The sequence below is a fragment of the Streptomyces sp. NBC_00286 genome (genome assembly GCF_036173125.1).
Taxonomy (GTDB): domain Bacteria; phylum Actinomycetota; class Actinomycetes; order Streptomycetales; family Streptomycetaceae; genus Streptomyces.
In genome coordinates, this window is the sequence record NZ_CP108054.1 from 869,369 (window position 1) to 894,880 (window position 25,512).

A 25,512-nucleotide genomic window follows, 5' to 3' on the forward strand; every position below is an offset into this window, starting at 1 on the left:
TCGGCGAGACCACGAGGCACACCCTCAGCGAGACCACCGAGCACCACTTCAGACCGAGCGGACCGCCCGCGGGCCGGTACACCGCTCTCGACTCTCCCCGGGAGCCGTCCTGCGAACCGCTCACGCCTTCCGAACGCTGCGCGGCACGGCGGCAGCCGCCGCCTTCCTGCCCCTGGTCGCCGTGGCGCTCCTCGGGTCCGCGCCCGTCGCCCATGCCGCGCCGAAGACGGTCGTCGCGGAGAGTGTGCTGGCCGGAGCCCGTGCCGGCGCCGCGGACGACGGCGAGGAACAGGCGTTCACCCCCGAGGAGTCCGAAGCCCAGGCGGCCCTGGTCGCCGCCGAGGACAAACGGCTTGACCAGGTCCGCGCCGTCGCCGCGGTCGCCCCGCTCAAGGGCGCCAAGTGGTCGCAGCCGTACCGGCTGGACACCGGCAGCGGCTACACGCTGGTCCTCACCGCGCGCACCAAGCCGTACAGCGTCTCCGACCTGCTCTCCCTCGCCCCGCAGACCTTCGTCCGCAAGCGCGACGGTTCCTACCTGCTGACCGAGAACCTCTACCTCAACGCCGGCGCCAAGCTGAAACTGTCCAACCCGGGCGGTCTGACGATACGGATGGCCAGCAGCAACAAGGGCTTTGTCTCCATCGTCTCCTTCGGCGGCCGACTGACCCTGGAGGGCACCGCACAGGCGCAGATGAAGATCGGCAGCTGGGACACCCGTACCAACAAGCCGGACACCGACGTACGGGACGGCCGGGCCTACATCCGCGCCATCGGCGGCCAGTTCGACATGAAGTACGCCACTGTCGGCGACCTCGGTTTCTGGAGCGGCCGCACCGGAGGCCTCAGCCTCACTGGGACCGACCGCCCCGACACCGGGAACATCGATGGCCCGGACACCCCGACCGGCGACGACCTCAATCAGCGCGAGCGGGAGGAGGCCGCGGACAAGGCGGAGGAGGAGGCGGAGCAGACGCCCAGCAGCGGCGGTGTGCTCGCCCAGCCGCCCGGCGAACTGACCACGCCGGACAGCAGGTTCACCGTGCCCGACATGTCGTATGTGTCGGCTGAGGTCGACCACTCCACGGTCACGGGCAACACTTACGGACTGTTCGTCTCCGGCGCCACCGGGGTCAGCATCACCGACACCAAGGTGCTGAAGAGCTTCCAGGACGGCCTGGTACTGCATCGCTACGTCACCAACGCCGACGTGGAACGGACCCTCTCCAAGGACAACGGCGGCAACGGCTTCGTCCTCGCCCGCGCCACCCAGCAGGTCCAGGTCACCGGATCCACCGCGCGGGGCAACGGCGGCAACGGCTTCACCCTCAGCGGCCGGCCCCTGGCAAGCGGTCCCTCCGCCTCCGGCGAGTCCATCAGCAGCTACGGCAACAACTCGGTGTCCAACAGCACCGCCGAGGACAACGGCCGCTACGGCATCGAGATCCTCGGCGGGGTGGACGTCGGCGTGCAGAACAACAACGTCCGCGGCGGTGACATGGGCATCGTCGCCCGCAAGGACGCCTCGAAGGTGGCCATCACCGGGAACCGTCTGAAGGGACAGATCCGGCAGGGCATCTCGGTGCGCGACGGCGTGACGGCGGCGCAGATCACCGGCAACATCGTCGAGAACGCCGACACCGGCGTCTACATCCGCGACTCGGTGGCCGAGGTGCGCGGCAACACCGTCCAGGACGCCACCAACCACGGCGTCTCCATGGTGGGCGGCGTCGGCGGCTCGACGATCTCGTACAACGTCATCGCCGGCGTCGGGCCGAGCGCCGTGGACACCGTCCGCGCGGGCGGCGACATGGACATCAAGAAGAACCAGACCTTCGCCTGGCACGACACCAGTTCCTTCTGGACCAAGTTCCGGCACTACGCCAGCCCGATGACCCTGCTGTGGGCCTTCATCCTGCTGCTCATCCTCCTGTCGGCGGTGATGGGACAGCGACGGCACGGCAGCCGGGGACGAGGCCGCCGCGGTCGCGCCCACCCCTACGCCGACAAGCAGCCCCTGCCGGTCCCCCCGCCCACGGAGATCCGTCTGGCCGCACACCACCCACAGAGCCAAAACCACTCACAGAACCAGCAGCATCCACACAACCGGGTTCCGGTGATGACGCATGACCAGTGGTAACCGCGTGCTGTGGCTGGCCACGGGGGCGTTCATCTGCTCCGTGATCGCCCTCATCGTCGCCCTGACCTCCGGTGGGGACTCGGCCGCTCCGGACACGGCCGGGGCCACGGGTGAGGTCGGCCCCACGGCGACCAGCCGCAAGCCGACCCCCTCGACGGACGAAGCACCGACGGACACCGCCGAACCGTCCGCGCCGTCCACCACCCCCGCCACCGGGTCCACCCCGGGCGCGACGCCCGGCGGCGGCGCGGGGTCAGCCAAGGAGGTCAGCTGCCCGGCGGCCACCGTCTCGGTGAACGACGCCGACTCGCTGGAGGAGGCCCTGGCCGACGCCGGGCCCGGGGACAGCATCGGGCTCGCGGACGGGACGTACGAGGGCCGCTTCGAGGCCACCACTCCGGGCACCGCGGACCAGCCGGTCTTCGTCTGTGGCGGCCTGGGCGCGGTGATCGACGGCGGGGGCACCGACGGCGGCTACGGCTTCCATCTGGACGGCGCCGCCCACTGGCGCCTGGTCGGCTTCACCGTCCGCAACAGCCAGAAGGGCGTGATGGCCGACCGTGTGCAGGGCTCGGTCATCCAGGGCCTGACCGTCGAGCAGATCGGCGACGAGGCCATCCATCTGCGGAACTTCAGCACCGACAACGTGGTGCTGAACAACACGGTCCGCGACACCGGCCAGCGCAAGGAGAAGTTCGGCGAGGGCGTCTACATCGGCTCCGCCGAGTCCAATTGGTGCACCGTCTCGGACTGCAAGCCCGACGCGAGCGACCGCAATGTGATCAGCGGCAACGACATCAGCGCCACGACCGCCGAGTCCATCGACATCAAGGAGGGCACCAGCGGCGGCAAGGTCATCGGCAACACCTTCGACGGCTCACGTCTGAGCGGCTCCCACAACGACTCCTGGGTCGACGTCAAGGGCAACGGCTGGCTGATCCAGGGCAACACCGGCCGCAACGCCCTCGAGGACGGCTTCCAGACCCACGAGATCATCGACGGCTGGGGCACCGACAACACCTTCAAGGGCAACACCGCGGAGGTCAACGGACCCGGCTACGGCTTCAAGCTCACCCCCGTCGAGGGCAACAAGGTCGCCTGCGACAACAAGGCGGAAGGGGCGGCGAAGGGCCTGGCCAACGTCGACTGCGCCGGTTCCTGACGGTCCAGCCGGTTCCTGACGGTCCAGCCGGTTCCTGACGGTCCGACAGAACACTCGCACACCGCTTCCACGCAGGGCCCGCGGAGCCACCGCAGCCTCGGGCCGAAGGGCCCCTGTGCCGGCCCACCCATGCCCAAAGCGAGCACCACCCTCACCTTTCACAAGGAGCACGCCATGACCCTCGCCACCGACCCGGGGCCGGACAGCGCCCTGAGACCCGGCGCCGACACGGCCGCCGTACTCGACGTCTCCGGCGCCCCCGTCCCCCGACTCACCGTCATCGGCACCGGCTACCTCGGCGCCACGCACGCCATCTGCATGGCCGTCCTCGGCTACGAGGTCCTGGGCGTGGACGTCGACCCGGTCAAGGTCGAGTGGCTGAACTCGGGCCGGGTCCCCTTCTTCGAGCCGGGCCTGCCCGAACTGCTGGCCAAGGCTCTGGACTCCGGCCGGCTGCGCTTCACGACCAACTTCGCGGAGGCCGGTGACTTCGGCGACGTCCACTTCGTCTGCGTCGGCACCCCCCAGCAGAAGGACTCCGACGCGGCGGACATGCGCTACGTCGACAGCGCGGTGACCGAACTCGCGGGGCACCTGCGCCGCCGCACGCTGGTGGTCGGCAAGTCCACGGTGCCGGTGGGCACCGCGGCCCGGCTGACGGAACTGGTGCAGCGGCTCGCCCCTGCGGGAACCGGCGTCGAACTGGCCTGGAATCCGGAGTTCCTGCGCGAGGGTTACGCCGTCGACGACACCCTGCGCCCCGACCGGCTGGTCTTCGGCACGGAGTCGGCATGGGCCGAGGAGCGGCTGAGGGCCGCGTTCGCCCCCGTCATCGCCCGTGACACCCCGGTGGTCGTCACCGACCTCAACACGGCCGAACTGGTCAAGGTCGCCGCCAACTCCTTCCTCGCCACCAAGATCTCGTACATCAACGCCATGGCCGAGGTCTGCGAGGCCACCGGCGCCGATGTGACGGGCCTGGCCGAGGCGCTCTCCTACGACGACCGGATCGGCGGACGCTTCCTCAAGCCGGGCCTGGGCTTCGGCGGAGGCTGCCTGCCCAAGGACATCCGCGCCTTCAGCCACCGCGCCGAGGAACTGGGCGTCGGCCAGGCCGTCGCCTTCCTGCGCGAGGTGGACGCCATCAACAAGCGCCGCCGGGCCCGCACCGTCGACCTGGTCCGCGAACTCGTCGGCGGCGACCTGGCCGGCGCCCGCATCACCGCCCTGGGCGCCGCGTTCAAACCCAACTCGGACGACATCCGCGACGCCCCCGCCCTGGACGTGGCCCGGACCCTGCACCAAGCGGGCGCCCACGTCACGGTCGTCGACCCGGCGGCCACGGAGAACGCCCGCCGCACCTTCCCGGAACTGACCTACGGCTCCGACGCCCTCACGGCCGCCGCCGGAGCGGACGTGGTGGTCCTGCTCACCGAGTGGACCCAGTTCCGCGAGATCGACCCGCACGCCATGGCCGCCGTGGTGTCCCACCGCCGCATAGTCGACGGCCGCCACGCCCTGAACCCGTCCCAGTGGCGCGCGGCCGGCTGGGAGTACCGGGCCCTGGGCCGCCCTTGACCCACCGAACAGCCAGCCCCAGAAACACCGAAGCCCGGTCGGATGTCGGACCCGACCGGGCTTCGCCATGAAGCCGCCTTCGGCATGCGACGGACACCCGAGACCGCCCAAGCCGCTCCCGGAACCACCCACCCCGTCTGATCGATTGATCGCTATGATGTCCGCATCGCGCGAATTCGATCGCGCAAGCCGCCGCGCGCTCGCACCCCGGCGGCGCGGCCGACGCGGACGGAAGCGGTGGGGACATGCGGGAGTCGGCGCAGAAGCGGCAGGACCGGATCGCGGAGGTGGTGCGGGACCGGGGTGTCGCGCGGATCACCGATCTCGCCGACGAGCTCGGCGTCTCGGTCGTCACCGTGCGCAGGGATGTCGAGGAGCTGGCGCAGCGCGGAGAGGTGCGCCGCGGGCACGGGGTGGCGCGGTCGCTGCGGCCTGTGCCCGAGGAGAGTGCCGCGGGGGGCGACGCGGTCGCCATGGTCGTTTCCGAGCGGAACACCTATCTCACCGAGGCCGTGCAGGGTGCGCGGGAGGCCGCGGAGAAGGCCGGACTGCGGCTTGCCCTGCACCTCGCCGCCGACGAAGGCGGGGCGGAGCGGGAGGCGGTGCGCCAGGCGCTGGACGCGGGGGCGCGCGGGCTGTTGCTGTCGCCGCACTGGCGCACGCAGGCGGAGGCGGAGGCGGACCACTCGTGGCTGTCCGCGCTGGATGTGCCCACGGTGCTGGTGGAGCGGCGTCCGGCGCGGACCAGTGCGATCTACTCGCTGGACTGCGTGCGTTCGGACCACGCGTACGGGGTGCATCTGGCGCTCGGTCACCTGGCCGACCTCGGGCACCGGCGGATCGTACTGGCGGCGCGAGACGACAGCCCCACCGCGCGCGTGATCCGCGCCGAGTTCGCCGAGCAGACCGCCGCACGGGGGCTGGCCGAGGGCTGCCGTACGATCCTCAGCTCACGTACCGCGGGACCGGACCCGAGCGTGGCGGACCCGCGGGCGGAGGATCTGGCCGAGGTCGTGGGTGACAGCGGTGCGACGGCGGTGCTGATCCACAGTGACCGGGACGCTCTGGTGCTGGTGCAGCGGCTGCAGGCCGCGGGGATCGACGTGCCGGGACGCTGCTCGGTGGTCGCGTACAACGACGTGGTCGCCGACATGGGGCCCGTACCGCTGACGGCGGTCGCCCCGCCCAAGGCAGAGCTCGGCCGGAGCGGGATCGACCTGCTGCTGCGCCGACTCGACGCGGCGCGCGACGGTCTGCGTCCCGGTGCCACCCGTCATCTCGAGTTGCTGCCGGGCCTGGTGATCAGGGAGTCCACGGCGGCCGCGCACGCGTCCAAGTCAGGTCGGCGGTCGCGCGGTTGAAGCAGCAGGCGGGCGGCGCGGACGGCGGCCCGCCGGGCGGCGCGGACGGCGGCCCAGCGGCCCGCCGGGAGGCTCCCCGACGCACATTGAGCGTTTGACCGCTTTAGTTTCTTCTGTTCGATGTATTGACGCTTTTTTCTGTCAGCGATCAGGATGCCCATAACCCCAGCAAGGACGCGGGAGGGCTCATGCCTGGTCGAGGACGCCCGGCTGTACTGCTCATGATCTTCACCCTGCTGCTGGCGGGCTGCTCCGCCTCCGGCGGCAGCGACACCGCCGAGAGCGGGCCGGTTCGCCTCAGTTTCTGGTCACCGCTGCGCGGCAGCCAGGAGATGGTGGACGAGTACAACCGCACCCACAGCAAGATCCAGGTCGACTTCGAGCAGGTTCCCTCGGGCGACCAGGGCGGCTGGGCCAAGCTCAGCAACGCCGCACGGGCCGGCAACGCCCCCGATGTCGCCACCATCGAGTACCCCCAGCTGCCCGGTTTCGCCATCGACGGCGTACCCCGCGACATCACCACGCTGCTGCCCGAGTCCGTACGCCGGCGGATCATGCCGCAGGCGATGGACCTCACCACCTTCGACGGGCGCACCTACGCCGTGCCGGTCGACATCGAGCCGATGGTCTTCCTGTACCGCAAGGACCTGTTCACCGAGCACAACATCCCCGTGCCCAAGACCTGGGCGGAGTTCGAGAGTTCGGCCCGCAAGCTCAAGGAGTCCCAGCCCCGTTCCCGTATCGCCAGCCTCTTCACCACCGGCGGCACGCTCTACATGGCCAGCTACGCCTGGCAGGCGGGCGCACGGTGGTACGACACCTCCGGCGACACGTGGCGTATCGCGATGGACGACGCCCCCACTCGCAAGGTCACCGCGTACTGGCAGCGCCTGCTGGACGACGACCTGGTGCGGGTCGAGCCCGCGTCCAGCCAGCAGTGGCGGGCGCATCTGCAGAGCGGCGAGACGGCGGGCTGGCTGGCCGGCGCCTGGGCGGCGGGCTCGATGATGGCCTCCACACCGGGCGGCAAGGGCAAATGGGCCATCGCTCCCCTGCCGCAATGGGACCTGAAGAAGCCGGTTCTCGGCACCCAGGGCGGCTCGACCTTCATGGTCACCAAGGACAGCAACCACCCCGAGGAAGCCCTGGAGTTCATCTCCTGGATGGTCACCAGCGCGGACGCGCTGCGCGCCAAGCTCTCCAGCGGGATCAGCAGCGCGTACCCGTCCGTGCCCGACCTGGTGCCGGTCGCCCGCAAGGAGATGGACACCAGCTACTTCTCGGGTCAGGACATCTTCGGTCTCTTCGAGAAGGAAGCCGAGCTGATCGACCCCCGCTGGAAGTGGGGGCCGCGCATGGTGTCGACGATCAGCTCCGGCGACGACGGGCTCGCGCGCGCCGGAGCGGGCAGCGGCACCGTCCTGGACGCCCTCCGCGAAGCACAGAGCAAGACCCTGCCCGACCTGAAGAGCCTCGGCCTGTCGGTCACTACCCACTGAGGTGCAGCCGTGAGCACAGTGATAACCCCAGGAAAGCGGGGCAAGCGGACCGGCACAGCACCGCCGGCCGCGAGCCCCGTGCACACCCGCCGCACCGGACGCCGGCAGCAGACGCTCGCCACCGTCGCACTGCTCGCCCCGTTCACGGCACTGCTCGTCGCCGTGTTCCTCGTCCCCGTCGGCTACGCCATCGGCCTCAGCTTCTTCTCCGAGGACCACGACGGCCTCGGGTTCGGCGGCGGGGAGACCGTCTTCACCGGACTGCGCAGCTATATCGCGGTGTTGAGCGACCCGAGCTTCCTCGCCGGGTTCGGCAGCGTCGCCCTCTACTGCGTGATCTTCGTCCCGGCCGTGGTCATCGGCGCCCTCGCGCTGGCCCTGCTGCTCGACTCGGGCCTGATCCGGCTGCGCCGCACCGCGCAGATGCTGCTCTACCTGCCGCACGCGGTGCCCGGCATCATCGCCGCCGTGATCTGGCTGTACCTCTACACCCCCGGCCTCAGCCCGGTCATCAAGCTGTTCGCCGAGGCCGACATCACGATCGACTTCCTGGGCCTGCACACCGTGCTGCCGTCGATCGTCAACATCGCGCTGTGGAGCGGCCTCGGCTACAACATGGTGATTTTCTACGCGGCGCTGCAGGCGGTCCCGCGCGAGGTGCTGGAGGCGGCCCGTATCGACGGTGCGGGCGGTGTGCGTACGGCGCTGCTGGTCAAGGTGCCCATCATCAGGAGCTCCGTTCTCATGGTGTGCATGTTCTCCCTGATCGCCGCGCTGCAGCTGTTCACCGAGCCGATGCTGATGAACCAGGCCACGCCGATGGTCAACTCCCGCTTCACGCTGAACATGTACATCTACGACGCGGCCTTCCGCCGCAACAACTACGGACTGGCCTCCGCGGCCTCCGTCATCCTCCTCATCGTCACCTGTGCCCTGTCGTACGCGGTGACGCGGTGGGCGGGCCGCAGGGAACGGAGCGCTCGATGACCACGACCACCACCCCTGGCAGGATCGCCACGAGCAGACTCACGAGCCGCAGCGTCGCCAACGTCGTCGTCCTGATCGCCGCCCTCTACACTCTGCTGCCCGCCCTGTGGCTGCTCTTCGCCTCGACCAAGAACGCCGACGCACTGTTCGGCTCGGACATCTTCTCGCTCAGCGACTTCTCCATCGGCCAGAACCTCTCCGACCTGTTCGCCATGGACGGCGGCCTCTACGGCGAGTGGTACCTCAACAGCCTGCTGTACGCGGTCGTGGGCGCCCTCGTCGGCTCGCTGATCAGCGTCAGCGCCGGGTACGCCTTCGACAAGTACGAGTTCCGGCACAAGGAGAAGCTGTTCGGGCTCGTCCTGACCGGCGTCATGGTCCCGCAGACCGTACTGGCCCTCCCCCTCTACCTGGTGGCCTCCGGCATCGGCCTGGTCAACACCTTCTGGGCGGTGTTCATCCCGGTCCTGTTCAACCCTTTCGGCGTCTACCTCGCGCGCATCCTCAGCAGCGGCTACGTACCCAACGAGGTGCTGGAGGCCTCCCGCGTGGACGGCGCGGGCGAACTGCAGACGTACCTACGCGTCAGCCTGCGCATGCTCGGCCCCGGATTCGTCACCGTGTTCCTCTTCCAGCTGACCGCGATCTGGAACAACTTCTTCCTGCCCATGGTGATGCTCTCCGACCAGCACCTGTATCCGCTCAGCCTCGGGCTCTACACCTGGAACAGCTCCGCCACCGTCTCCCCCGAGTACTACCCGCTCGTCGTCATCGGCTCGCTGCTCGCCGTCGTCCCGCTGATCGTCACGTTCGTCGCGCTGCAGCGTTACTGGAAGTCCGGACTGACCGCGGGAAGCGTCAAGTGACCAGCAGGGAGCGCCAGTTGCACCGTACGGAAACCCAAGTCACCGACCCGGCCCCCCGGCCCCGACCGCGCGCCGTACTGGCCATGGCGAAGAAGACCGCGGAACAGGTCCTCGACACCGATGTACGAACCCGCCTCGCCGCCCTCACCGACATCGACCCGCACCTCGTCCTGGACGACCTCACCACGCCCACCGCGCACCGCGCGCTCGCCGACGCGGAGTTGCTCATCACGGGCTGGGGCTGCCCGCCCCTGGACGCGGCGGCCCTGGACGCCGCGCCCCGGCTGCGCGCGGTCGTGCACACCGCAGGGACCGTACGCCACCACATCACCCCCGCCTGCTGGGACCGCGGCCTCGCGGTGTCATCGGCCGCCGCGGCCAACGCCGTGCCGGTCGCCGAGTACACCCTCGCCATGATCCTGCTCGCCAACAAGCGGGTCCTGGACACCGCTCGCGTCTACCGCACCGAACGCCGCCGCATCGACTGGAACGAACGCCATCCCGACGCGGGCAACTACCGCAAAACCGTGGGCATCCTGAGCGCCTCGATCATCGGACGCCGCGTCATCGACCTGCTCCGCCCGCACGACCTGACGGTGCTGCTCCACGACCCCTACGTCACGCCCACCGAGGCGCGTGCGCTCGGGGCGCAGCCGGTCGCGCTTCCGGAGCTGTTCGAGCAGAGTGACGTCGTCAGTGTGCATACGCCGCTGCTGCCCGAGACCCGCGGCATGGTCGGCCGCGATCTGCTGGCGCGGCTGCGCACGGGCGGCACGTTGATCAACACCGCCCGCGGCGCCGTCGTCGACCAGACCGCGCTCACCCGCGAGGTGGTGTCCGGGCGACTGAACGCGATCCTGGACGTCACCGAGCCGGAGGTGCTGCCCGCCGACTCACCGCTGTTCGACTGCCCCAACGTCCTGGTCACCCCGCACATCGCCGGTTCGAAGGGCGGCGAACTGCGCCGCCTCGCCGATCTGGCGCTGGCCGAGGTCGAGTCGTACGCCCTCGGCCGCCCGTTCGCCCACCCCGTACGGCCCGAACATCTGGCCCGGCTCGCCTGAGCGCGCCTGCCGGAGCCGGAAACGAACAGGAGACGTGGCTGGAGTGTCAGAACATCCGCTGCCCGCCGAAGACCGCACCCTGAGCCCCTACACCGGCTACACCCGCGCCCACTGGGAGGCCACCGCCGACCGGCTGCTCGCGGCCGTCCTCCGCTACGCCACCCCCGGCCAGGCCCTGATCGACCTGCCGGGCCCGCCCTCGAAGTCGGGGGTGCGCTCGGACGGGCTGGAAGGTTTCGCCCGTACGTTCCTGCTGGCGGCGTTCCGTACCGCCGGAGCGTCCGGCAAGGATCCGCACGGCTTCCTGGAGCGCTACACGGCCGGGCTCGCGCGCGGCACCCGCACCCCCGGCCGCGGCGACTTGGAGTCCTGGCCGGTGATCGGCCACCACAACATCCAGGGCCAGCCCATGGTGGAGTCCGCCTCCGTGGCGCTGGCCCTGAGGCTCACCGCGCCGTGGACCTGGGACACGCTGCCCGCCAACGACCAGGACCGCGTGGAGGAGTGGCTGCGCGGAGCGCTGCGGCACACGCCCGCTCCCAACAACTGGTATCTGTTTCCGCTGACCGTCGCGGGCTTCCTGGAGTCCGCCGGGCGGGGCGACGCCGAGACGCGCGGCGCGATCGAGCGCGGGCTCGGTCTGCTGGACGGCTGGTACCAGGGGCAGGGCTGGTACTCCGACGGCGACGGCCGGGCCTTCGACCACTACAACGGCTGGGCCCTGCACATGTACCCGCTGCTCCACGCCCACCTCGCCGGCGACGGGGCGCTGCTCGACCAACTCGGCCCGCGGCTACGGGAGTTCCTCGAGGGCTTCGCCCTGCTCTTCGACGCGAACGGCGCGCCCATCCACCACGGCCGCTCCCTGACGTACCGCTTCGCGGCAGTCGCCGCCGTGGCCCTCGGCGCCCTCACCGGCGCGACGCCACTGGCCCCCGGCGTCAGCCGCCGCATCCTCAGCGGGGCGCTGCGCCACTTCCTCGACCGCGGCGCCCTCACCGACGACGGCATCCTGAGCCTCGGCTGGTACGGGCCGCACGAGGCCACGCTCCAGCGCTACTCGGGGCCGGGCTCCCCGTACTGGGCGTCCAAAGGCTTCCTGGGACTGCTCCTCCCGCCCGAGGACCCGGTGTGGACGGCCACCGAGGAGAAGGCCCCCTCCGAGGGCCCCGACCGCGCGCTCGCCCTGCCCTCCCCCGGGCTGCTCATCCAGACCACGGCCCGGGACGGTCTCGTACGCCTGCACAACCACGGCAGCTACAAGCTCCTCTCGGCGGAGCCGGAGCGGGCCCCCGGCAACCCGCTCTACGCGCGCCTGGCGTACTCCACCCGCACCGGCCCGACCAGCGCCGCCAACACCCCCGACAACCACATCGCACTGGCAGTCCGCGGCACCCGCAGCGCCCGTATCCGCATCAACCCCCTTGCCGCAGGCCCCAATTGGCTCGCCTCCTGGCACCGGCCGGTCTTTCCCGAGGACGGCCCTGTCCTGCCCTCGATCCGGATCGAGAGCCTGACGCTCGTACGCGGCAGCCTCGAGCTACGCGTCCACCGCACCGTCGGCGTACCGGCCGGGACACCGATCCACCACAGCGGCTGGGCCGTCGCCCTGTCCCCGGAGGCCGCCGCCGAAGCAGAGACCCAACAGACCGCGGAGCTACGTCTCGCCGGTCCGGAGGTGACCAGTCAACTGCTCGGCCTGCACGGCTGGCAGACGCAGCGCACGGTCCGCGCCCCCCAGGGCACGGCGTACGGCCCCTGGGCCCTGGTGCCCGAACTCACCGGAACGGTCGGCGAGGACTCGGCCTCGACGGTGTTCGTCGCGCTGGCCTCCCTCACGGGCGAAGGCGCCGCGGTCCCACTCGCCGGTCAGGCCACCGCTGAGGTGAACGGCCTGACCGTCACGGTGCGTTGGGCCGACGGGACTCGCACGGTCGTGGACTTCGGCGACGGCGAGCTCACACTCCCTACGGTCACCGAGGTTCCGACGTGACGCCATGCCGCGCAGGCCCCGGCGGCGGCTCGGTACGAGGCAGGGTCCGGCGGAATCACCCGGCAGGTGCGGGCCAAGGTGCGCGCCCTGCTACTGCTGGATCTGGCCCGCCACGCGGGACGTGACGTCCGCGGCAATCCGACGACAAGATCCAAATTCTCTGCGCGTTCCGGCAAGGTGAGCGCCCGAGGCCGCACGAGGCATGATCAGTGGATGCGCGGTGTGGAAGACCAGTCGGGTGGGGGGAACGTGGAAGAGCCAACGGAGATCTCGTCGCCGAAGGAGGCCGCGGACAATGCGCTGGTGCTGGCGTTCGGGCGGTTGCAGGGGGCGGCGAACCGGCTGGAGTACATCCTCGGACGGTCGCTGGAGGTGGAGTGCGGCATCAGTCATCTGATGTTCGAGGTGCTGCTCATCCTCGGGCGGGCGGGCGATCCCGGGCTGTCGATGCGGGCCATAGCCCAGGAGCAGGTGCTGACCACAGGCGGGGCGACGCGTCTGGTGGACCGGATGGAGGCGGCCGGGCTGGTGGAGCGCGCCGAGGATCCCGGTGACAGGCGCGGGCGGCTGGTACGGCTGACCCCGCTGGGGGAAGAGACCACCGTACGGGCGTCCCAGGTGCACGTGGAGAACATCCGGCGCTACTTCCTGGCGCCGCTGCCGCCCCAGGACCGGGAGCGGTTCGCCGAGAACCTGCGGATCCTGAGCCACTCCGCACGGGACGAGTTGCCCCGCCTGCCGTGAGCGGCCCCTCGGGCTGCGGCCGTGCGGGCTGCGGCCATGCGGCTTCACTGATGCACTGCTGCCCTGACAGCGGGGCCGAGGTGTGGCGGGCGTCATCCAGGTAGAGAAATATCTGACGAGTCAGTTACTGTCTCCTCGGCCAAGGGGTCCATCGCCGAGTATCTGCTCGCGCATGTGCTGGAGCAGGCGGGGCTGAGCTACGACGACGTCAAGGTGCAGTACCTGCTGCCGACCGACGCCCAGGCCGCGTTCACCTCCGGGAAGATCGAGGCCTGGGCCACGTTCGGGGGCTACAAGGCGGTCGCCGAGCTGCAGGGCGGCCGGCTCCTCGTCAACGGTGCCGACGGGCGCGTGAGCGGTTACGGGTTCATCGGCGCCTCCGAGAAGGCACTCGCCGACAAGGACAAGAAGGCCGCCGTCGCGGACTACCTGCGCCGTCTGGACAAGGCACTGGCCTGGTCGCGGAAGAACCCGGACGACTACGCCAAGGCCATCCAGCAGAACAACGGTCGCTCCGGCAGCCACCCTGACGGCGTGCCCCTCGCCGTCGTACACGCGGCCAACGCCGACCACGTACGGACGACTCTGCGGCATGCGCACGCACTGCGGGTGCCGGTGGTACCAGGCGGGGCCGGGACCGGGCTCTCCGGTGGGGCGACCGCCGGAGTGGGCACCCTCGTGCTCGACCTGTCGCGGATGAACCGCATCCTCGACCTCGACCCGCACGACCAGATCGCCGTTGTCGAACCGGGCGTCACCACCGCCGAACTGGACCGCGTGGCAGGCGAGTTCGGACTGCGGTACGCACCCGATCCGGCCAGCGCGGCGATCTCCACCGTGGGCGGGAACATCGCGACCAACGCGGGCGGACTGCGCTGCGCCAAGTACGGGGTGACCCGGGACGCCGTTCGGGGCCTCGACGCGGTGCTCGCCGACGGCACGCCGGTCCGTACGGGCAGGCACACCGTCAAAGGGGTCACCGGTTACGACCTCACGGCCCTGCTCACCGGCTCCGAGGGCACCCTCGCCGTGATCACCGCAGCGACGGTGCGGCTGCGCCCGGTCCCGGAGGCGACGGCCACCGTCGCCGCGTACTTCGACAGCTTCGCCGAGGGCGCCGAGGCCGTGGCGGCGCTCACCGCCGCCCGGCTTGAGCCCTCGATGGCCGAGCTGCTGGACGGCCCGGTGCTGGAAGCCGTGGACGAGGCGCAGGGCACGGACCTGCGTTCGCGCGGTGGTGCGTTGCTGCTCCTGCAGTGCGACGGGCGGTCCGCGGCGGCCGAGGCGGAGGCGGAGCTGGCGGTACGGCTGCTACGGGACCGCGCGGCGTCGGTCGAGACGACCTCCGACCCGGTGGAGGCGGAACGACTGCTCACAGATCGCAGGCTCGCTCTGCCTTCCCTGGAGCGGTTGGGCCGCGTGCTGATCGAGGACATCGCCGTCCCCAGGACCCAACCGGCCGCCGCCGTACGGGAGATCACGGCTATCGCCGAACGCCACGACGTACGGATCCGCCGCGCTCGGCGACCGTGAGCTGCTTGGAGTGGTGGCGTGACCGCCCCGGGCCGGGCTTGGAGCCACCCCGCGCAGGATGGCCCCGGGGGGCTCCTGTCACTGACGGTCGGGAGCGAGCACGGGTTCCGGCGGGGATGGGACAGGTGCGGCGACCTCCGTGCCGATGCGGGGCAGTCGGCGGTCGAGGGGACCGGGCAGCCACCAGGCGGCGCGGCCCAGCAATGCCATGGCCGCGGGTACGAGCACCATCCGGACGATCGTGGCGTCGAGCACGATGGCCGTCGCCAGACCCAGGCCCATCATCTTGACGAGCGGTGAGGGGTTCACGACGAAACTGAGGAAGACCACCGTCATGATCAACGCGGCGGAGGTGATGACGCGGCCCGTGACCGCCATGCCGCGGGCCACCGACTCCTTGGGGTCACCCGTGGCGTCGTACTCCTCGCGGACGCGCGAGAGCAGGAACACCTCGTAGTCCATGGACAGGCCGAAGAGAACGGCGAAGAAGATCGTCGGCATGGGTGAGGCGATCGGCAGGGTTTCCTCGAGGTTGAACAGCCCCCCGAGCCAGCCCCATTGGAAGACGGCCACGACGACGCCGTACGCGCCGCCGATGGACAGCAGGTTCATCACGGCGGCCTTCAGCGGTACCACGATGGAGCGGAACACCAGCATCAGCAGCAGGAACGACACCACGATGATCGCGGCGATGAACACCGGGAGTGTGTCGGCGAGTTGGCGGGTGAGGTCGTCGGTCATGGCGGTCAGGCCCGATACGGCGACGTTGTCGGGGACGACGTCGCGGATGCGTTCGAGGGTGTCGGAGGTCGCGGCGTCCGCGGGGGCGGTGGCGGGGAGCGTGGGCAGGACGACGGTGTCCCCCGCCGCGGAGATCTGGGGCTCGCCGACCGACGCGATGCCGGGGTCGTCGGCGAGGCGGCGGGACAGTTCGGGGATGCCCTCGGCGTCCACGCCGGGGCTGCGCAGGTCGGCGACGATCAGCAGCGGGGCGTTGAAGCCGGGGCCGAAGCCCTCCGCCAGCAGGTCGTAGGCGCGGCGGTGGGTGGTGGTGGTCGCGTCGTCGCCGGCGTCGGGGAAGCCCGTCTCCATGCTCAGCGCCGGGAGCGCCAGCGCCACCAGCGCCGCGGACGCGGCGAGCAGGTACGGCCACGGCCGGCCGGAGACGCGGTGGGCGAATCGCCACCATGCCGTGTTCTCGGGGTTCTTGACGTTCTTGAGATTCTCGGGGTTATCGGGCTTGTCGGGGTTCTTCGCCCGGCGCGTACGGAAGCTTCGGCGCCGCCCCTTGTGGATGCGATCCCCCAGCAGGGCCAGCAGTGCGGGCAGCAGCGTCATCGCGGTCGCCACGGCGAACAGTACGACCAGCGACGTACTCAGACCGATCGAGGTCAGAAAGCCCAGGCCGGTCAGTGCGAGTGCGGTCATCGCCACGAGGACGGTGCCGCCGGCGAACAGGACGGCCGCGCCCGACGATGCCATGGCGTTCGACAGAGCGGTGGAGTTGTCCTGGCCGGCAGCGCGGTTCTCGCGGTAGCGGGCCATGATGAACAGGGCGTAGTCGATGCCGACGCCCAGGCCGATCATCGCGCCGATCGTGGGGGCGGCGGTGGAGACGTCCAGCGCATGGGCCAGCAGCGTGATGCCGCCCAGTCCGGCGGCGACGGCGACGAGGGCGAGCGCGATCGGCACCAGCGCGGCCACGATCGTGCCGAACGCGACCACCAGGATGACCAGAGCGGCCAGCAGACCCGCCGCTTCCGCGCCCGAGGTCGGCGTCTCGGCGTTGATGAAGACGGTGTCGCCGCCGAGTTCGGCGACGACACCGTCGCCGCGTACGGGTTCGATCACGCCGCTCAGGGCATCGATCTGCTCGGGACTCACCTCCATCGTCGGTACGTCGAAGGTGACTTGGGCGTAGCCGATCCGTCCGTCGGGCGAGACCGTACCGGCGGTGAAGGGATCGGCGACCGTGGCGACGTGCTCGACCTCGGCGATCCGGGCGACCGCCGCCTCGATGGCGGGCCGGTGGCGGTCGATCCGCTCCCCTTCCGGCGCGGCGAACACCGCCATGGCGTTGCCGCCGGAGGCTTCGGGGAACCGCTCTTCGAGCAGTTCCATCGCCTCCTCGCTCTGGCTGCCGGGAGCGACGAGGTCGTCGACGAACGAGCCACCGGCCAGGCCGGCCAGTGGCAGCACGAGGACCAGAGCGGCCAGCCAGGAGGCGATGGTCACCCATGGCCGGCGGGCGCTCGCGTCGCCGATGCGGCGCGTGACGTGGTTCATGGTGGTGGCTCCTGAGGGACGGGTGCCGGCTGAGGGCACGTGTCGGCTGAGCTCGGGTGGGTGGGTTGCCAGCCGGCCACAACTGTTGGCTGGGCTCCCGTGGGTGGGTTGCCGACCGGCGACAACTGTCGGGCGGGCTGCGGTGGTTGGGGGCAGACCGGCGAGAGCTGCCGGGCCGACTCCCGTGGTTGGGCGGCCGACCGGCCTCAACTGCCGGGCGGGCTCCGGTGGTTGGGATTCCCGGCTGGCGACAACTGCCAGCTGGGCTCCCGTAGTTGGCTACCGACCGGCCACAACTGCCGACCGGCTGGGCTCCCGTGGTCGGCTGCCGACCGGCCTCAACTGATCGGCGTTCGGCGGCAGCAGGAGTGAGCAGTCCCATCGTGGGAGACGGCAGCGGTGCCGTCTCCCACCGCACGGCGGGTTCCGTCCTCCGGCGCGCGGCGGGGAGACCCGTACGGCGCCTCCTGCCGGCGGCGGAGACCGTATCCGTCCCCAGGCGGGTGACGGTGCCTACGAGCCGGATTTACGATGACGTGCCCGGTGCGTCCCGATGACCTGCACCGTCCCACCAGGGCACCGGACGCCTCTTGTTGGAGCGACGATGAATCGCAGGGCGCCGCATGCCGAGACGCCGGGCCGCAGCATGCCGCGCAGGTTCCGCGGCCCGTTCACGCGCTGGCCGCGCGGCGCGGACGCCGTCCTCGCGGTGGCGCTGTTCCTGCCGACGATGCTCCTTGAGGAAGGCCCGGGGGACACGATGGTCGTCCGCCCGGTCTCGGACATCCTCCATCCGGCCCTCATGCTCATCCTGGTGGCCGGCGCGGCGCTCTACCGGCGTCGGAGGAGTCCGGTCGCGGTGCTGTTCGTGGCGCTCGTCGCGTGGGCCGGGACGCTGGGAAGCAGCCACTCCACCCTGGGCGGGATGGTGATCGTCGCGCTGTACAGCGTCGGGCGGCACGCCGACGACAACCGATGGGGCCCTCTTGGCGTCGTCGCGGCCATCGCCGCGGTCACGATCGACGGCCTCCTCCTTTCCGTCCCCTGGGGGAACATCGGCTTCGGCGCCTTCGTCATGTCCGGCGCTTGGTACCTCGGCCGGCGCCTACGTCTTCGCGCCTTGCGCGCCGCCTGGCTCCTGAGGGAACAGGCCGCCGAGGCACGGCGGGTCGTGACCGAGGAGCGCACCCACATCGCCCGGGAACTGCACGATGTGGTCGCCCACCGGGTGAGCATGATGACGGTGCAGGCCGGCGCGGCCCGGATGGTGGCCGCCGAGGATCCGCAGGGCGCCCTGGAGGCGATGGCGGCGGTGGAGGAGGCGGGACGCCAGGCGCTGGACGAACTGCGGCACCTGCTGGGAGTGTTGCGGCCGGACTCCGAGCGCGACGGTCTGGGGCCCCAGCCGGGTCTGGCCGATCTGCCCCGGCTCGTGGCCGAGGTCCGCGACGCGGGCCTCGACGTCTCGGTCACCAACGGCATCCGGGACCCTCTTCCGGCCCGCGTCGACCTCTCGGCGTACCGCATCGTCCAGGAGGCCCTGACCAACGTGCTCAAACACAGCGGACCGCGCACGCACGCCCATGTGCATCTGCGCGACGAAGGCGACGGCCTCACCATCGAGGTGCTCGACGACGGTCACGGCGCCGCCGTCCAGGCTGTACCGGCCGCACACAAGGGCCCGCCCGGCCACGGCATCGTCGGCATGCGGGAAAGAGCCCACCTGCTCGGCGGAAGCCTCGACGCCCAGCCGCGTCCCGGCGGCGGATTCCGGCTCACCGCCCGTCTGCCCGTCAAGGGGGAGCCCGCGTGAGCATCCGCGTCGTCGTGGCCGACGACCAGGCGCTGGTACGGCGCGGCTTCGCCATGATTCTCCGCGTCCACCACGACATCGAGGTCGTGGCCGAGGCGGGCACCGGCCTCGAGGCCGTCGAGGCAACACGGCGGCACCGACCGGACGTGATCCTCATGGACATCCGCATGCCCGAGATGGACGGCCTCGAGGCGACCTCCCGGATCCTTCAGGAAGCCGACTGGGGTCCCCGGGTACTGATCCTGACCACGTTCGACCCGGACGAGTACGTCTACGAGGCGCTGCGCTCCGGCGCCAGTGCCTTCGTACTGAAGGACATTCCCCCGGAGCAACTGGCCACCGCCGTACGCACCGTGGCCGAGGGCGGGACGCTGCTGGCCCCCTCGATCACCCGGCGCTTCATCGACCGGTTCACACAGCGCCGTACGGTCAACACCACCGTCGCGGCCCGCCTGGAACGGCTCACCGTCCGCGAACGCGAGATCATGACCGCCGTCGCCCGAGGCGCGAGCAACGCGGAAATCGCCGACCAGCTCGTCATCGGCCCCGCCACCGTCAAATCACATGTGTCGAGCATCCTCACCAAGCTCGGGCTGCGCGACCGCATCCAGATCGTGATCTGCGCCTACGAAAGCGGCCTCATCGAAGCGGGCGACCACGACGTCGGGCACTGAGCTACGGGCCTGCTCTGTGGCTGGTCGTAAGCGCTCAACAGGCGCTCGAAGCACTGGTTGTTCACCCGGCCGTGGGCACCGCGCAGACCGCGATGCGGAGATGAGGCGATGGGAGCGGCCCGGGCAGACGTCGTGGAGCGGCGAGGTCACAGTGCGGCACCGGGACGGTCGCCATGTGGCCGTAGCTCTGCTCGCGTTACCGCTGTCGGGTTCGCAGGGCCGTACGCAGCGGATGCTGTCGGCCGCCGGATCGGTGCGGCCACGCCGGTCCGGGGCGTCAGTTACTGATCGCGGGCATGCTGCGCTGGTAGCGGGTGTCCGTGAGCTGGGAGACGAGGAACGCGGCGATGTCCGCTCGGGTCAAATCAGAAGGAGTAGGGGCCGAAACGGCCCCAGGCGACCACGGCGGCCAGGGCCAGCAGGACGGCGTTGAAGACGATCGCCGAGGGTTCCTTGCGGCGGGCGTGGGTGATCGCGGCGAGGATCATCGTGATGACCAGGCCGGTCGCGGCCAGCGGGGTGAGGACGGGAGCGATGTCGGTGGCCGCGGGCAGGATCAGCCCGAGGGCGGCGGCGAACTCGACGATGCCGATGAAGCGGACGGTGGCGGGCGAGAAGTCGGCGACCCAGGGCAGCTTCTCGACGAGCTTGTCCTTGGGCTGGGTGGACTTCATGACACCGGCCATGGCGAACATGGCGGCGAGGACGGCCTGGAGTATCCAGAGGAAGACGTTCATGGGGGCGGAGATCCTTCGGGTGGGGCGGGGAGGGGAGAAGAGGGAAAAGAGGCAAGCGGGAGTGTTCGCCGCCCGTGGGCGGCGAACCGTGTTCCGACGGACGTCAGCCGTTGAAGCGGATGTCAGGCGGTGAAGATGGCCTCGGGCTGGTTTCGGCCTTCGTAGAGCTCCCAGTACAGGGGGGCGATCTGCTCGGGAGTGGCGGAGGGAATGCCCTCGGGGCCGCCGTCGCCGATCCAGACGCTGATCGCCACATGCGCGGCGTGGACACCGCTGTCCGCGAGTTCCTTGTGCAGGTTGAGCACCCAGTTGCGCAGCGCCGCGGACGCGGCGTTGACGTTGCCGAACATCGGGTTGGGGTCGACGGAGCCTCCGCCGGTGGTGAACAGCAGAGTCCCGGCTCCGGCCTCCCGCATGGCGGGCAGCACGGCGCCGGCTGCGGCGATCGCGCCGTAGAAGTTGTACTCGATCTGCGGCTGCAGGTTCTCCACCGTGGACTCGCTCGGGCTGGCCACAGTGAACCCGGGCACCGGCGAGTGCGGCGCCGGGGAGTACTCCAGTACGTCGATTCCGCCGAAGTGGGTCTTCACCGCGTCGAGTGCCTCCGTGAGGGAGGGCCGGTCCAGGACGTCGGCGGGGAACGCGGCGGCCGTGATGCCCTCCTGGCCGAGCTGGTCGACGAGGGCGTCCAGCTTCTCCTTCGTACGGGCGATGAGGGCGACGTCGAAGCCGCGCTTGCCGAATGTGCGGGCGATGGCCAGGCCCATGCCGGGGCCGGCGCCGATGATGGCGATCGTGGGCATGATCAGATCTCTCTTCGTGAAGGGGTAAAGGGTGCTCAGGAGCAGGAGATGGCGAGCTTGCCGAGGGCGCCGGAACCGAACGCGGCGAACGCCTCCGGAGCCTGCTCGAGCGGGTAGACGGCGGTTACCGGCACCCGCAGCGGGCCGGAGGCGACGCCTTCGGCCAGCGCGCTGAGGGTCTGCGCGTTCGGGTCGGCCATCAGGACGTGGACGGTGACGTCCTGGCCCTCGACGCTGGCGGGGTCGAAGCCGGCGGTGGAGACGAGCCTCCCGCCGGGCCGCAGCAGGCCCGCGAGCAGAACACCGTCGCCGGCCAGGTGCACCAACGCGTCCACCCCGCCGGGCGCGAGCGCGCTGACCTGAGCCTCCAGGTCGCCGGCGTAGTCGACCAGGTGCACCTCGGCGTCGGTCAGTCCGGCGACGAACTCCGCCAGCGCGCCGGGGCGGGCGGTGGCGATCACCTTGGCACCACGGGCCACGGCAATCTGCACGGCCAGCGCACCGACGCCGCCGGTCGCACCGGAGATGAGCACGGTCTCGCCCTTGTCCAGGGCCACGGCGTTCAGGCTGTCCAGCGCGGCGGTCCCGGCCAGACCCAGTGCTCCGGCGTCTCGCACGCTCAGTCCCTCGGGGATGGGCACGACTCCGTGGGCGGCGGGGACGGTGACGTACTCCGCGAGCGAACCGGTGCCCAGGTACGGCTTCGCCACCACGCCGGAGACCGCGTCGCCCACCGCGAAGCCGTCCACGCCGTCACCGAGCGCCTCGACGGTCCCCGCGAAGTCCTTGCCCACCACCAAGGGGAAACGGTGCTCCGTCATCCCCTGCAGGTAGCCGGCGGCGGTGGCGACGTCGAAGCCGTTCAAGGAGGCGGCGGCCACCTTCACCAGCTGCTCACCGGCCGCCGGGCGCGGGGTTTCGAGTTCGGTCACCGCGGGGCCCCGGGGACGGCCTCCAGTGTCACGGCACGCATAGCACTCACCTGTCCAAGAAAGTGAAACGGCCTTCCCGCTTCTGTGGTGCCACCATAACCACAAGTGGACCTCCCGTTCCACTTCGGTAGAGTGGAGACATGAGTGCACCTGCCGAACCCCCGCGCCAGCAGCCCGAGCAGAGTCTGCGCATCGATGCCGAACGCAACCGAGAGCGCATCCTGGCCGCCGCCCGCCGCCTGTACGCCACCGAGGGCCTGGGCGTCTCCATGGCCTCCGTCGCCCGCGAGGCGGGCGTGGGCAAGGCCACCCTCTCCCGCCGCTTCGCCGACCGGGAGGAACTGATCACCGCGGTCTTCGCCGACCGCATGGACGCCTACGCCGAAGCCGTCACCGAAGCCCTCGCCGACCCCGATCCCTGGCACGGCTTCATCGGCTACATCGAAGCCGTCTGCGCCATGCAGGCCGCCGACCGCGGCTTCGCCGACGTCCTGACCATGACCTTCCCCGCCGCCAAGGCTCTGGAAGCACGACGCACCGAGGCGTACAACGGCTTTGTCGAACTCATCGGCCGCGCCCAGGCCACCGGATGCCTGCGCGACGACTTCACCTCTCAGGACCTGGTCGTCCTGCTGATGGCCAACGCCGGCGTCGTCGCCGCCACCGGCGACGCGGCTCCCGATGCCTGGCGCCGCCTGGTCGGCCAGATGCTCCGCGCCTACGCCACCCCGGGAACAGAAATCCCACCCTTGCCGCCGGCTCCCGCGCCCCGCGCCCTCTACCGCGCCATGATCCGACTCACCCGCCCCACATCAGGCGCCCCCTGAACCACCCCGGTACACACGGCCAGATGAGGCCCGAACAGGGCCCGCCGCACCAGAAAAGCCGCACCCCCTCCGGCCGGGGCGGTCAAGGAGTAACGGCTCGGCATGTCGACATGCTCGGCCTACGGCGGGACAGCCGGGCCGACCGAGGTCCATGCCCCACTCCCCGCCGCCGTGCCTCCAGCAGTGGTCGTCCGCCGACCAGCCCGACAACTGCACGTGGCATTTGCCCCGCGATGTGATCGCACCACCACGCGCCACGAGCGACGTACTTGTTGTCGATGGTGGCCTGGTCAGCGGATCCGAGAGCGTCGTCATCGGGGACGGTGATCTGCCCAGCTCCCAGCCAGCAACTCAACGGCTGCATCGCCGAGGCGGTTGTGCTCGCCCTGGAAGGCAGCACCGAGTCGTTCTCGCTCGGGCGTGAGCTGCCGCTCGAACAGGTGCGGCTGGTGGGAGAGTTGGCGGCGGCACGGCTTCGCGCCTCTCCCGCTCGGGCACCGCGATGCCTCGCCTGGGAGGGCGGCATCCCCGGCGTCGTCACGGGGCAGCATTCCTTCCTCCTCGACCCACATGACGGTGGAACGCGATTCACGGATTCCGAGGTCTTCAGTGGCCCGGCCGCTGTGGAAGCCGTGGAGCCCAACCGGGCCAAAATGGAGAAGAACTCCGCGACCTACGGCAGGGCCCTGAAGGAACGACTCGAATCCGGCCACTGACCACCCCGCGCAGCCCCCACACACAGCTCATCCGGCCCCAGCCGCTGCACGATCGAAACCACGACCGGCAGACGAGCGATCCAAATGAGAAGACGCCTAAGGCCGCCTAAGGCGTGCCCCCGGGCCGTCCTGTGCCGTCCGGCTGTTCCGTGGTCTGCCGTGCTTCCGTGAGCAGGATGCGCAGGCGGCGGAGGACGTCCACCTGGGCGTCGTTGTAGATGTCCTGGACGGCCTTGTCGACGGTCTTCTTGGCGAAGGCCTCGCCCTTGGGGGCGTCGGCGGGCAGGGTGCTCAAGCCGGGGTGCTGTCGCTGCAGCAACTGCACGAAGGGGACCAGGCGTTCGGCGACGTCGGCGCGGGTCTGTTCGTCGGCGTCGGGTGGCAGTTCCTCGAACGCCGCGCCGGCCGGATCGATGACGGGGTTCTCTATCAGGTCGGCGTAGGCCGCCGTGCCCTTCGGGCCGAGCACGGTGCTCATGACAGTGACGAACGAGCGATCCGTCTCGGATATCGGGGTTTCGGGCGCCGCCGCCGAGGCGAACTCCGGGGGCAGGTCCGTCGGCACCGACTTGCGCAGGATGAACCCGAGTTCCATCCTGGCCCGCTGCAACCGTTCGATGGTGGCGGCCAATTCCGCGTCGAGCGTACGCAAAGCTTCCTCCGGGTGATCGTCGGCCGTGCCCATCTCCGCGATCTGGGCGAGGGGGAACCCCAGGTCGACCATGCGCTTGATGCGCAGCAGCCGGACGAGGTGGGCCACGGTGTACTGCTTGTAGCCGTTGGCCCGGCGCTCCGGCTCATCGAGCAGGCCGACCTCGTGGTAGTGGCGTACGGCCCGCAGGCTGGTGCCCGCGAGCTCGGCGATCTCACGCGTGCTCCATGCCATTGCTTCGCACTCCGTTCGACTCCTGGCGGTTCGGCGCGCGGCCGTTGCTCATGCCATTCGAAACCATGCCGTCGCGGCATGGTCAAGCGCCCCTCCGTCCCTTCCCAACGGGCTTGACTGTGCCGCGACGGCACAGTTTCTGCTGGTTCTCAGCGCACCGACGGCACGGATTCGCGACGACCCAGGAGACGCCATGACCGAGCACCACGGCACCGAAACGGCCGGACCCACCTTCGCCCAGCCGACACCCGCTGAGCCCGCCCGGCAGAGCCAGGCGCAGCAGAGGCTCCTCGACCAGCTCGGCGGTACGAAGGGGATGACGTACTCGGCGATCCCGATCGCGGCCTTCGTCGCCGCGAACGCCGCGCTCGGCCGGCTGCCACTCGCGATCGGCATCGCGCTCGCCGTGGCGATGTTCGTCACCGTGTGGCGGATGGCGCGGGGGGAGCCGTTCACCGCGGCGGGCGGCGGTCTCTTCGGCGTCGCGGCCGCGGGCGGTGTCGCGGCATGGGTCGGCTCGGCGGGCGGGTTCTTTCTGATCGGGATCTGGGCGAGCTGCGCGTGCGCGGTGCTCACGGCCGTATCCCTGCTGGCCCGCAGGCCGCTGACCGGCCTCTTGTGGAACGCGCTGCACGGCAACCGGCACCCGTGGCGAAACGACCGTCCCAGCGTGCTGGCACACGACGTCGCCACCGCCACCCTCGCCGTCCTGTTCGCGACCCGGTTCGGCGTGCAGCTGTGGCTGTACGAGAACGACTCCACGGGCTGGCTGGCCGTTGCCAAGGTCGGCATGGGCGCGCCCCTGCTCGCGCCGGCCCTGCTGGTCGTCTTCTGGGCGTTCCGCCGGTCGACCAAGCGGCTTGCCCAGCGGCCTTGACCGTACCGCGACGACGCGCTGCCACACCCATCTG

Annotated in this window: 21 protein-coding genes; 16 read left to right on the top strand and 5 right to left on the bottom strand. The window is 70.6% G+C overall.

Annotation, left to right across the window (positions count from 1 at the left end; genetic code table 11):
• The first annotated feature begins 181 nt into the window (after positions 1-181).
• From OHT21_RS04150 to OHT21_RS04200, 11 genes are all read left to right on the top strand, one after another.
• On the top strand, positions 182-2,140 hold the full coding sequence (locus tag OHT21_RS04150; RefSeq protein WP_328766837.1) for a right-handed parallel beta-helix repeat-containing protein: 1,959 nt from the start codon (positions 182-184) through the stop codon (positions 2,138-2,140).
• Positions 2,127-3,302, top strand: a complete 1,176-nt coding sequence (locus OHT21_RS04155; protein ID WP_328766838.1) for a right-handed parallel beta-helix repeat-containing protein — start codon at positions 2,127-2,129, stop codon at positions 3,300-3,302. Before OHT21_RS04150 ends, OHT21_RS04155 begins: the two co-directional genes overlap by 14 nt.
• 174 nt (positions 3,303-3,476) lie before the next feature.
• A complete protein-coding gene (locus tag OHT21_RS04160; RefSeq protein WP_328766839.1) occupies positions 3,477-4,880 on the top strand; it encodes a UDP-glucose dehydrogenase family protein in 1,404 nt (467 codons plus the stop codon).
• Positions 4,881-5,125: 245 nt separating this feature from the next.
• The gene (locus OHT21_RS04165) at positions 5,126-6,241 is read left to right on the top strand and encodes a LacI family DNA-binding transcriptional regulator (RefSeq protein WP_328766840.1); all 1,116 of its coding nucleotides are present in this window, start codon (positions 5,126-5,128) and stop codon (positions 6,239-6,241) included.
• Between the two features lie 188 nt (positions 6,242-6,429).
• Positions 6,430-7,740 (top strand): ABC transporter substrate-binding protein, encoded by a 1,311-nt coding sequence (locus OHT21_RS04170; protein ID WP_328766841.1) that lies wholly within the window; start codon positions 6,430-6,432, stop codon positions 7,738-7,740.
• A gap of 9 nt (positions 7,741-7,749) precedes the next feature.
• Complete coding sequence (locus OHT21_RS04175; RefSeq protein WP_328766842.1) at positions 7,750-8,727, top strand: carbohydrate ABC transporter permease; 978 nt, start codon at positions 7,750-7,752, stop codon at positions 8,725-8,727.
• Positions 8,724-9,593, top strand: a complete 870-nt coding sequence (locus OHT21_RS04180) for a carbohydrate ABC transporter permease (protein ID WP_328766844.1) — start codon at positions 8,724-8,726, stop codon at positions 9,591-9,593. The genes OHT21_RS04175 and OHT21_RS04180 overlap by 4 nt, the downstream gene beginning before the upstream one ends.
• 83 nt (positions 9,594-9,676) lie before the next feature.
• Positions 9,677-10,657 carry a hydroxyacid dehydrogenase gene (locus OHT21_RS04185; RefSeq protein ID WP_328773951.1) on the top strand — a complete coding sequence of 327 codons (981 nt, stop codon included), beginning with the start codon at positions 9,677-9,679 and terminating at the stop codon, positions 10,655-10,657.
• Positions 10,658-10,700: 43 nt separating this feature from the next.
• Positions 10,701-12,650, top strand: coding sequence for a DUF2264 domain-containing protein (locus OHT21_RS04190; protein WP_328766845.1), 1,950 nt, complete (start codon positions 10,701-10,703; stop codon positions 12,648-12,650).
• Between the two features lie 213 nt (positions 12,651-12,863).
• Entirely contained in the window at positions 12,864-13,394 is a 531-nt protein-coding gene (locus OHT21_RS04195) for a MarR family winged helix-turn-helix transcriptional regulator (RefSeq protein ID WP_328766846.1), read from the top strand.
• Between the two features lie 174 nt (positions 13,395-13,568).
• Positions 13,569-14,927, top strand: coding sequence for an FAD-binding protein (locus OHT21_RS04200; protein ID WP_443050313.1), 1,359 nt, complete (start codon positions 13,569-13,571; stop codon positions 14,925-14,927).
• 78 nt (positions 14,928-15,005) lie between these two features.
• Here the strand turns inward: OHT21_RS04200 and OHT21_RS04205 are convergent, their stop codons facing one another.
• Entirely contained in the window at positions 15,006-17,213 is a 2,208-nt protein-coding gene (locus tag OHT21_RS04205) for an MMPL family transporter (protein ID WP_328766847.1), read from the bottom strand.
• A gap of 604 nt (positions 17,214-17,817) precedes the next feature.
• Here OHT21_RS04205 and OHT21_RS04210 point away from each other — a divergent pair.
• Together OHT21_RS04210 and OHT21_RS04215 are read left to right on the top strand one after the other, a co-directional pair.
• Positions 17,818-19,026 carry a sensor histidine kinase gene (locus tag OHT21_RS04210; RefSeq protein ID WP_328766848.1) on the top strand — a complete coding sequence of 403 codons (1,209 nt, stop codon included), beginning with the start codon at positions 17,818-17,820 and terminating at the stop codon, positions 19,024-19,026.
• Positions 19,023-19,700 carry a response regulator transcription factor gene (locus tag OHT21_RS04215; protein ID WP_328766849.1) on the top strand — a complete coding sequence of 226 codons (678 nt, stop codon included), beginning with the start codon at positions 19,023-19,025 and terminating at the stop codon, positions 19,698-19,700. Before OHT21_RS04210 ends, OHT21_RS04215 begins: the two co-directional genes overlap by 4 nt.
• A 365-nt stretch (positions 19,701-20,065) precedes the next feature.
• Here OHT21_RS04215 and OHT21_RS04220 read toward each other — a convergent pair whose 3' ends face one another.
• From OHT21_RS04220 to OHT21_RS04230, 3 genes are all read right to left on the bottom strand, one after another.
• Positions 20,066-20,437, bottom strand: a complete 372-nt coding sequence (locus tag OHT21_RS04220) for a DoxX family protein (protein WP_328766850.1) — start codon at positions 20,435-20,437, stop codon at positions 20,066-20,068.
• 122 nt (positions 20,438-20,559) lie between these two features.
• The gene (locus OHT21_RS04225) at positions 20,560-21,240 is read right to left on the bottom strand and encodes an SDR family NAD(P)-dependent oxidoreductase (RefSeq protein ID WP_328766851.1); all 681 of its coding nucleotides are present in this window, start codon (positions 21,238-21,240) and stop codon (positions 20,560-20,562) included.
• A gap of 35 nt (positions 21,241-21,275) precedes the next feature.
• The gene (locus OHT21_RS04230; protein ID WP_328766852.1) at positions 21,276-22,172 is read right to left on the bottom strand and encodes an NADP-dependent oxidoreductase; all 897 of its coding nucleotides are present in this window, start codon (positions 22,170-22,172) and stop codon (positions 21,276-21,278) included.
• Positions 22,173-22,312: 140 nt separating this feature from the next.
• Between OHT21_RS04230 and OHT21_RS04235 the strand changes: the two genes are divergently transcribed.
• Positions 22,313-22,999 carry a TetR/AcrR family transcriptional regulator gene (locus OHT21_RS04235; protein ID WP_328766853.1) on the top strand — a complete coding sequence of 229 codons (687 nt, stop codon included), beginning with the start codon at positions 22,313-22,315 and terminating at the stop codon, positions 22,997-22,999.
• Between the two features lie 323 nt (positions 23,000-23,322).
• Positions 23,323-23,715 (top strand): hypothetical protein, encoded by a 393-nt coding sequence (locus OHT21_RS04240; protein ID WP_328766854.1) that lies wholly within the window; start codon positions 23,323-23,325, stop codon positions 23,713-23,715.
• A gap of 106 nt (positions 23,716-23,821) precedes the next feature.
• Here OHT21_RS04240 and OHT21_RS04245 read toward each other — a convergent pair whose 3' ends face one another.
• Positions 23,822-24,601, bottom strand: coding sequence for a MerR family transcriptional regulator (locus OHT21_RS04245; protein ID WP_328766855.1), 780 nt, complete (start codon positions 24,599-24,601; stop codon positions 23,822-23,824).
• Between the two features lie 193 nt (positions 24,602-24,794).
• Here OHT21_RS04245 and OHT21_RS04250 point away from each other — a divergent pair, with 193 nt between their 5' ends.
• Positions 24,795-25,478, top strand: a complete 684-nt coding sequence (locus OHT21_RS04250) for a DUF3159 domain-containing protein (protein WP_328766857.1) — start codon at positions 24,795-24,797, stop codon at positions 25,476-25,478.
• Positions 25,479-25,512 lie beyond the last annotated feature (34 nt).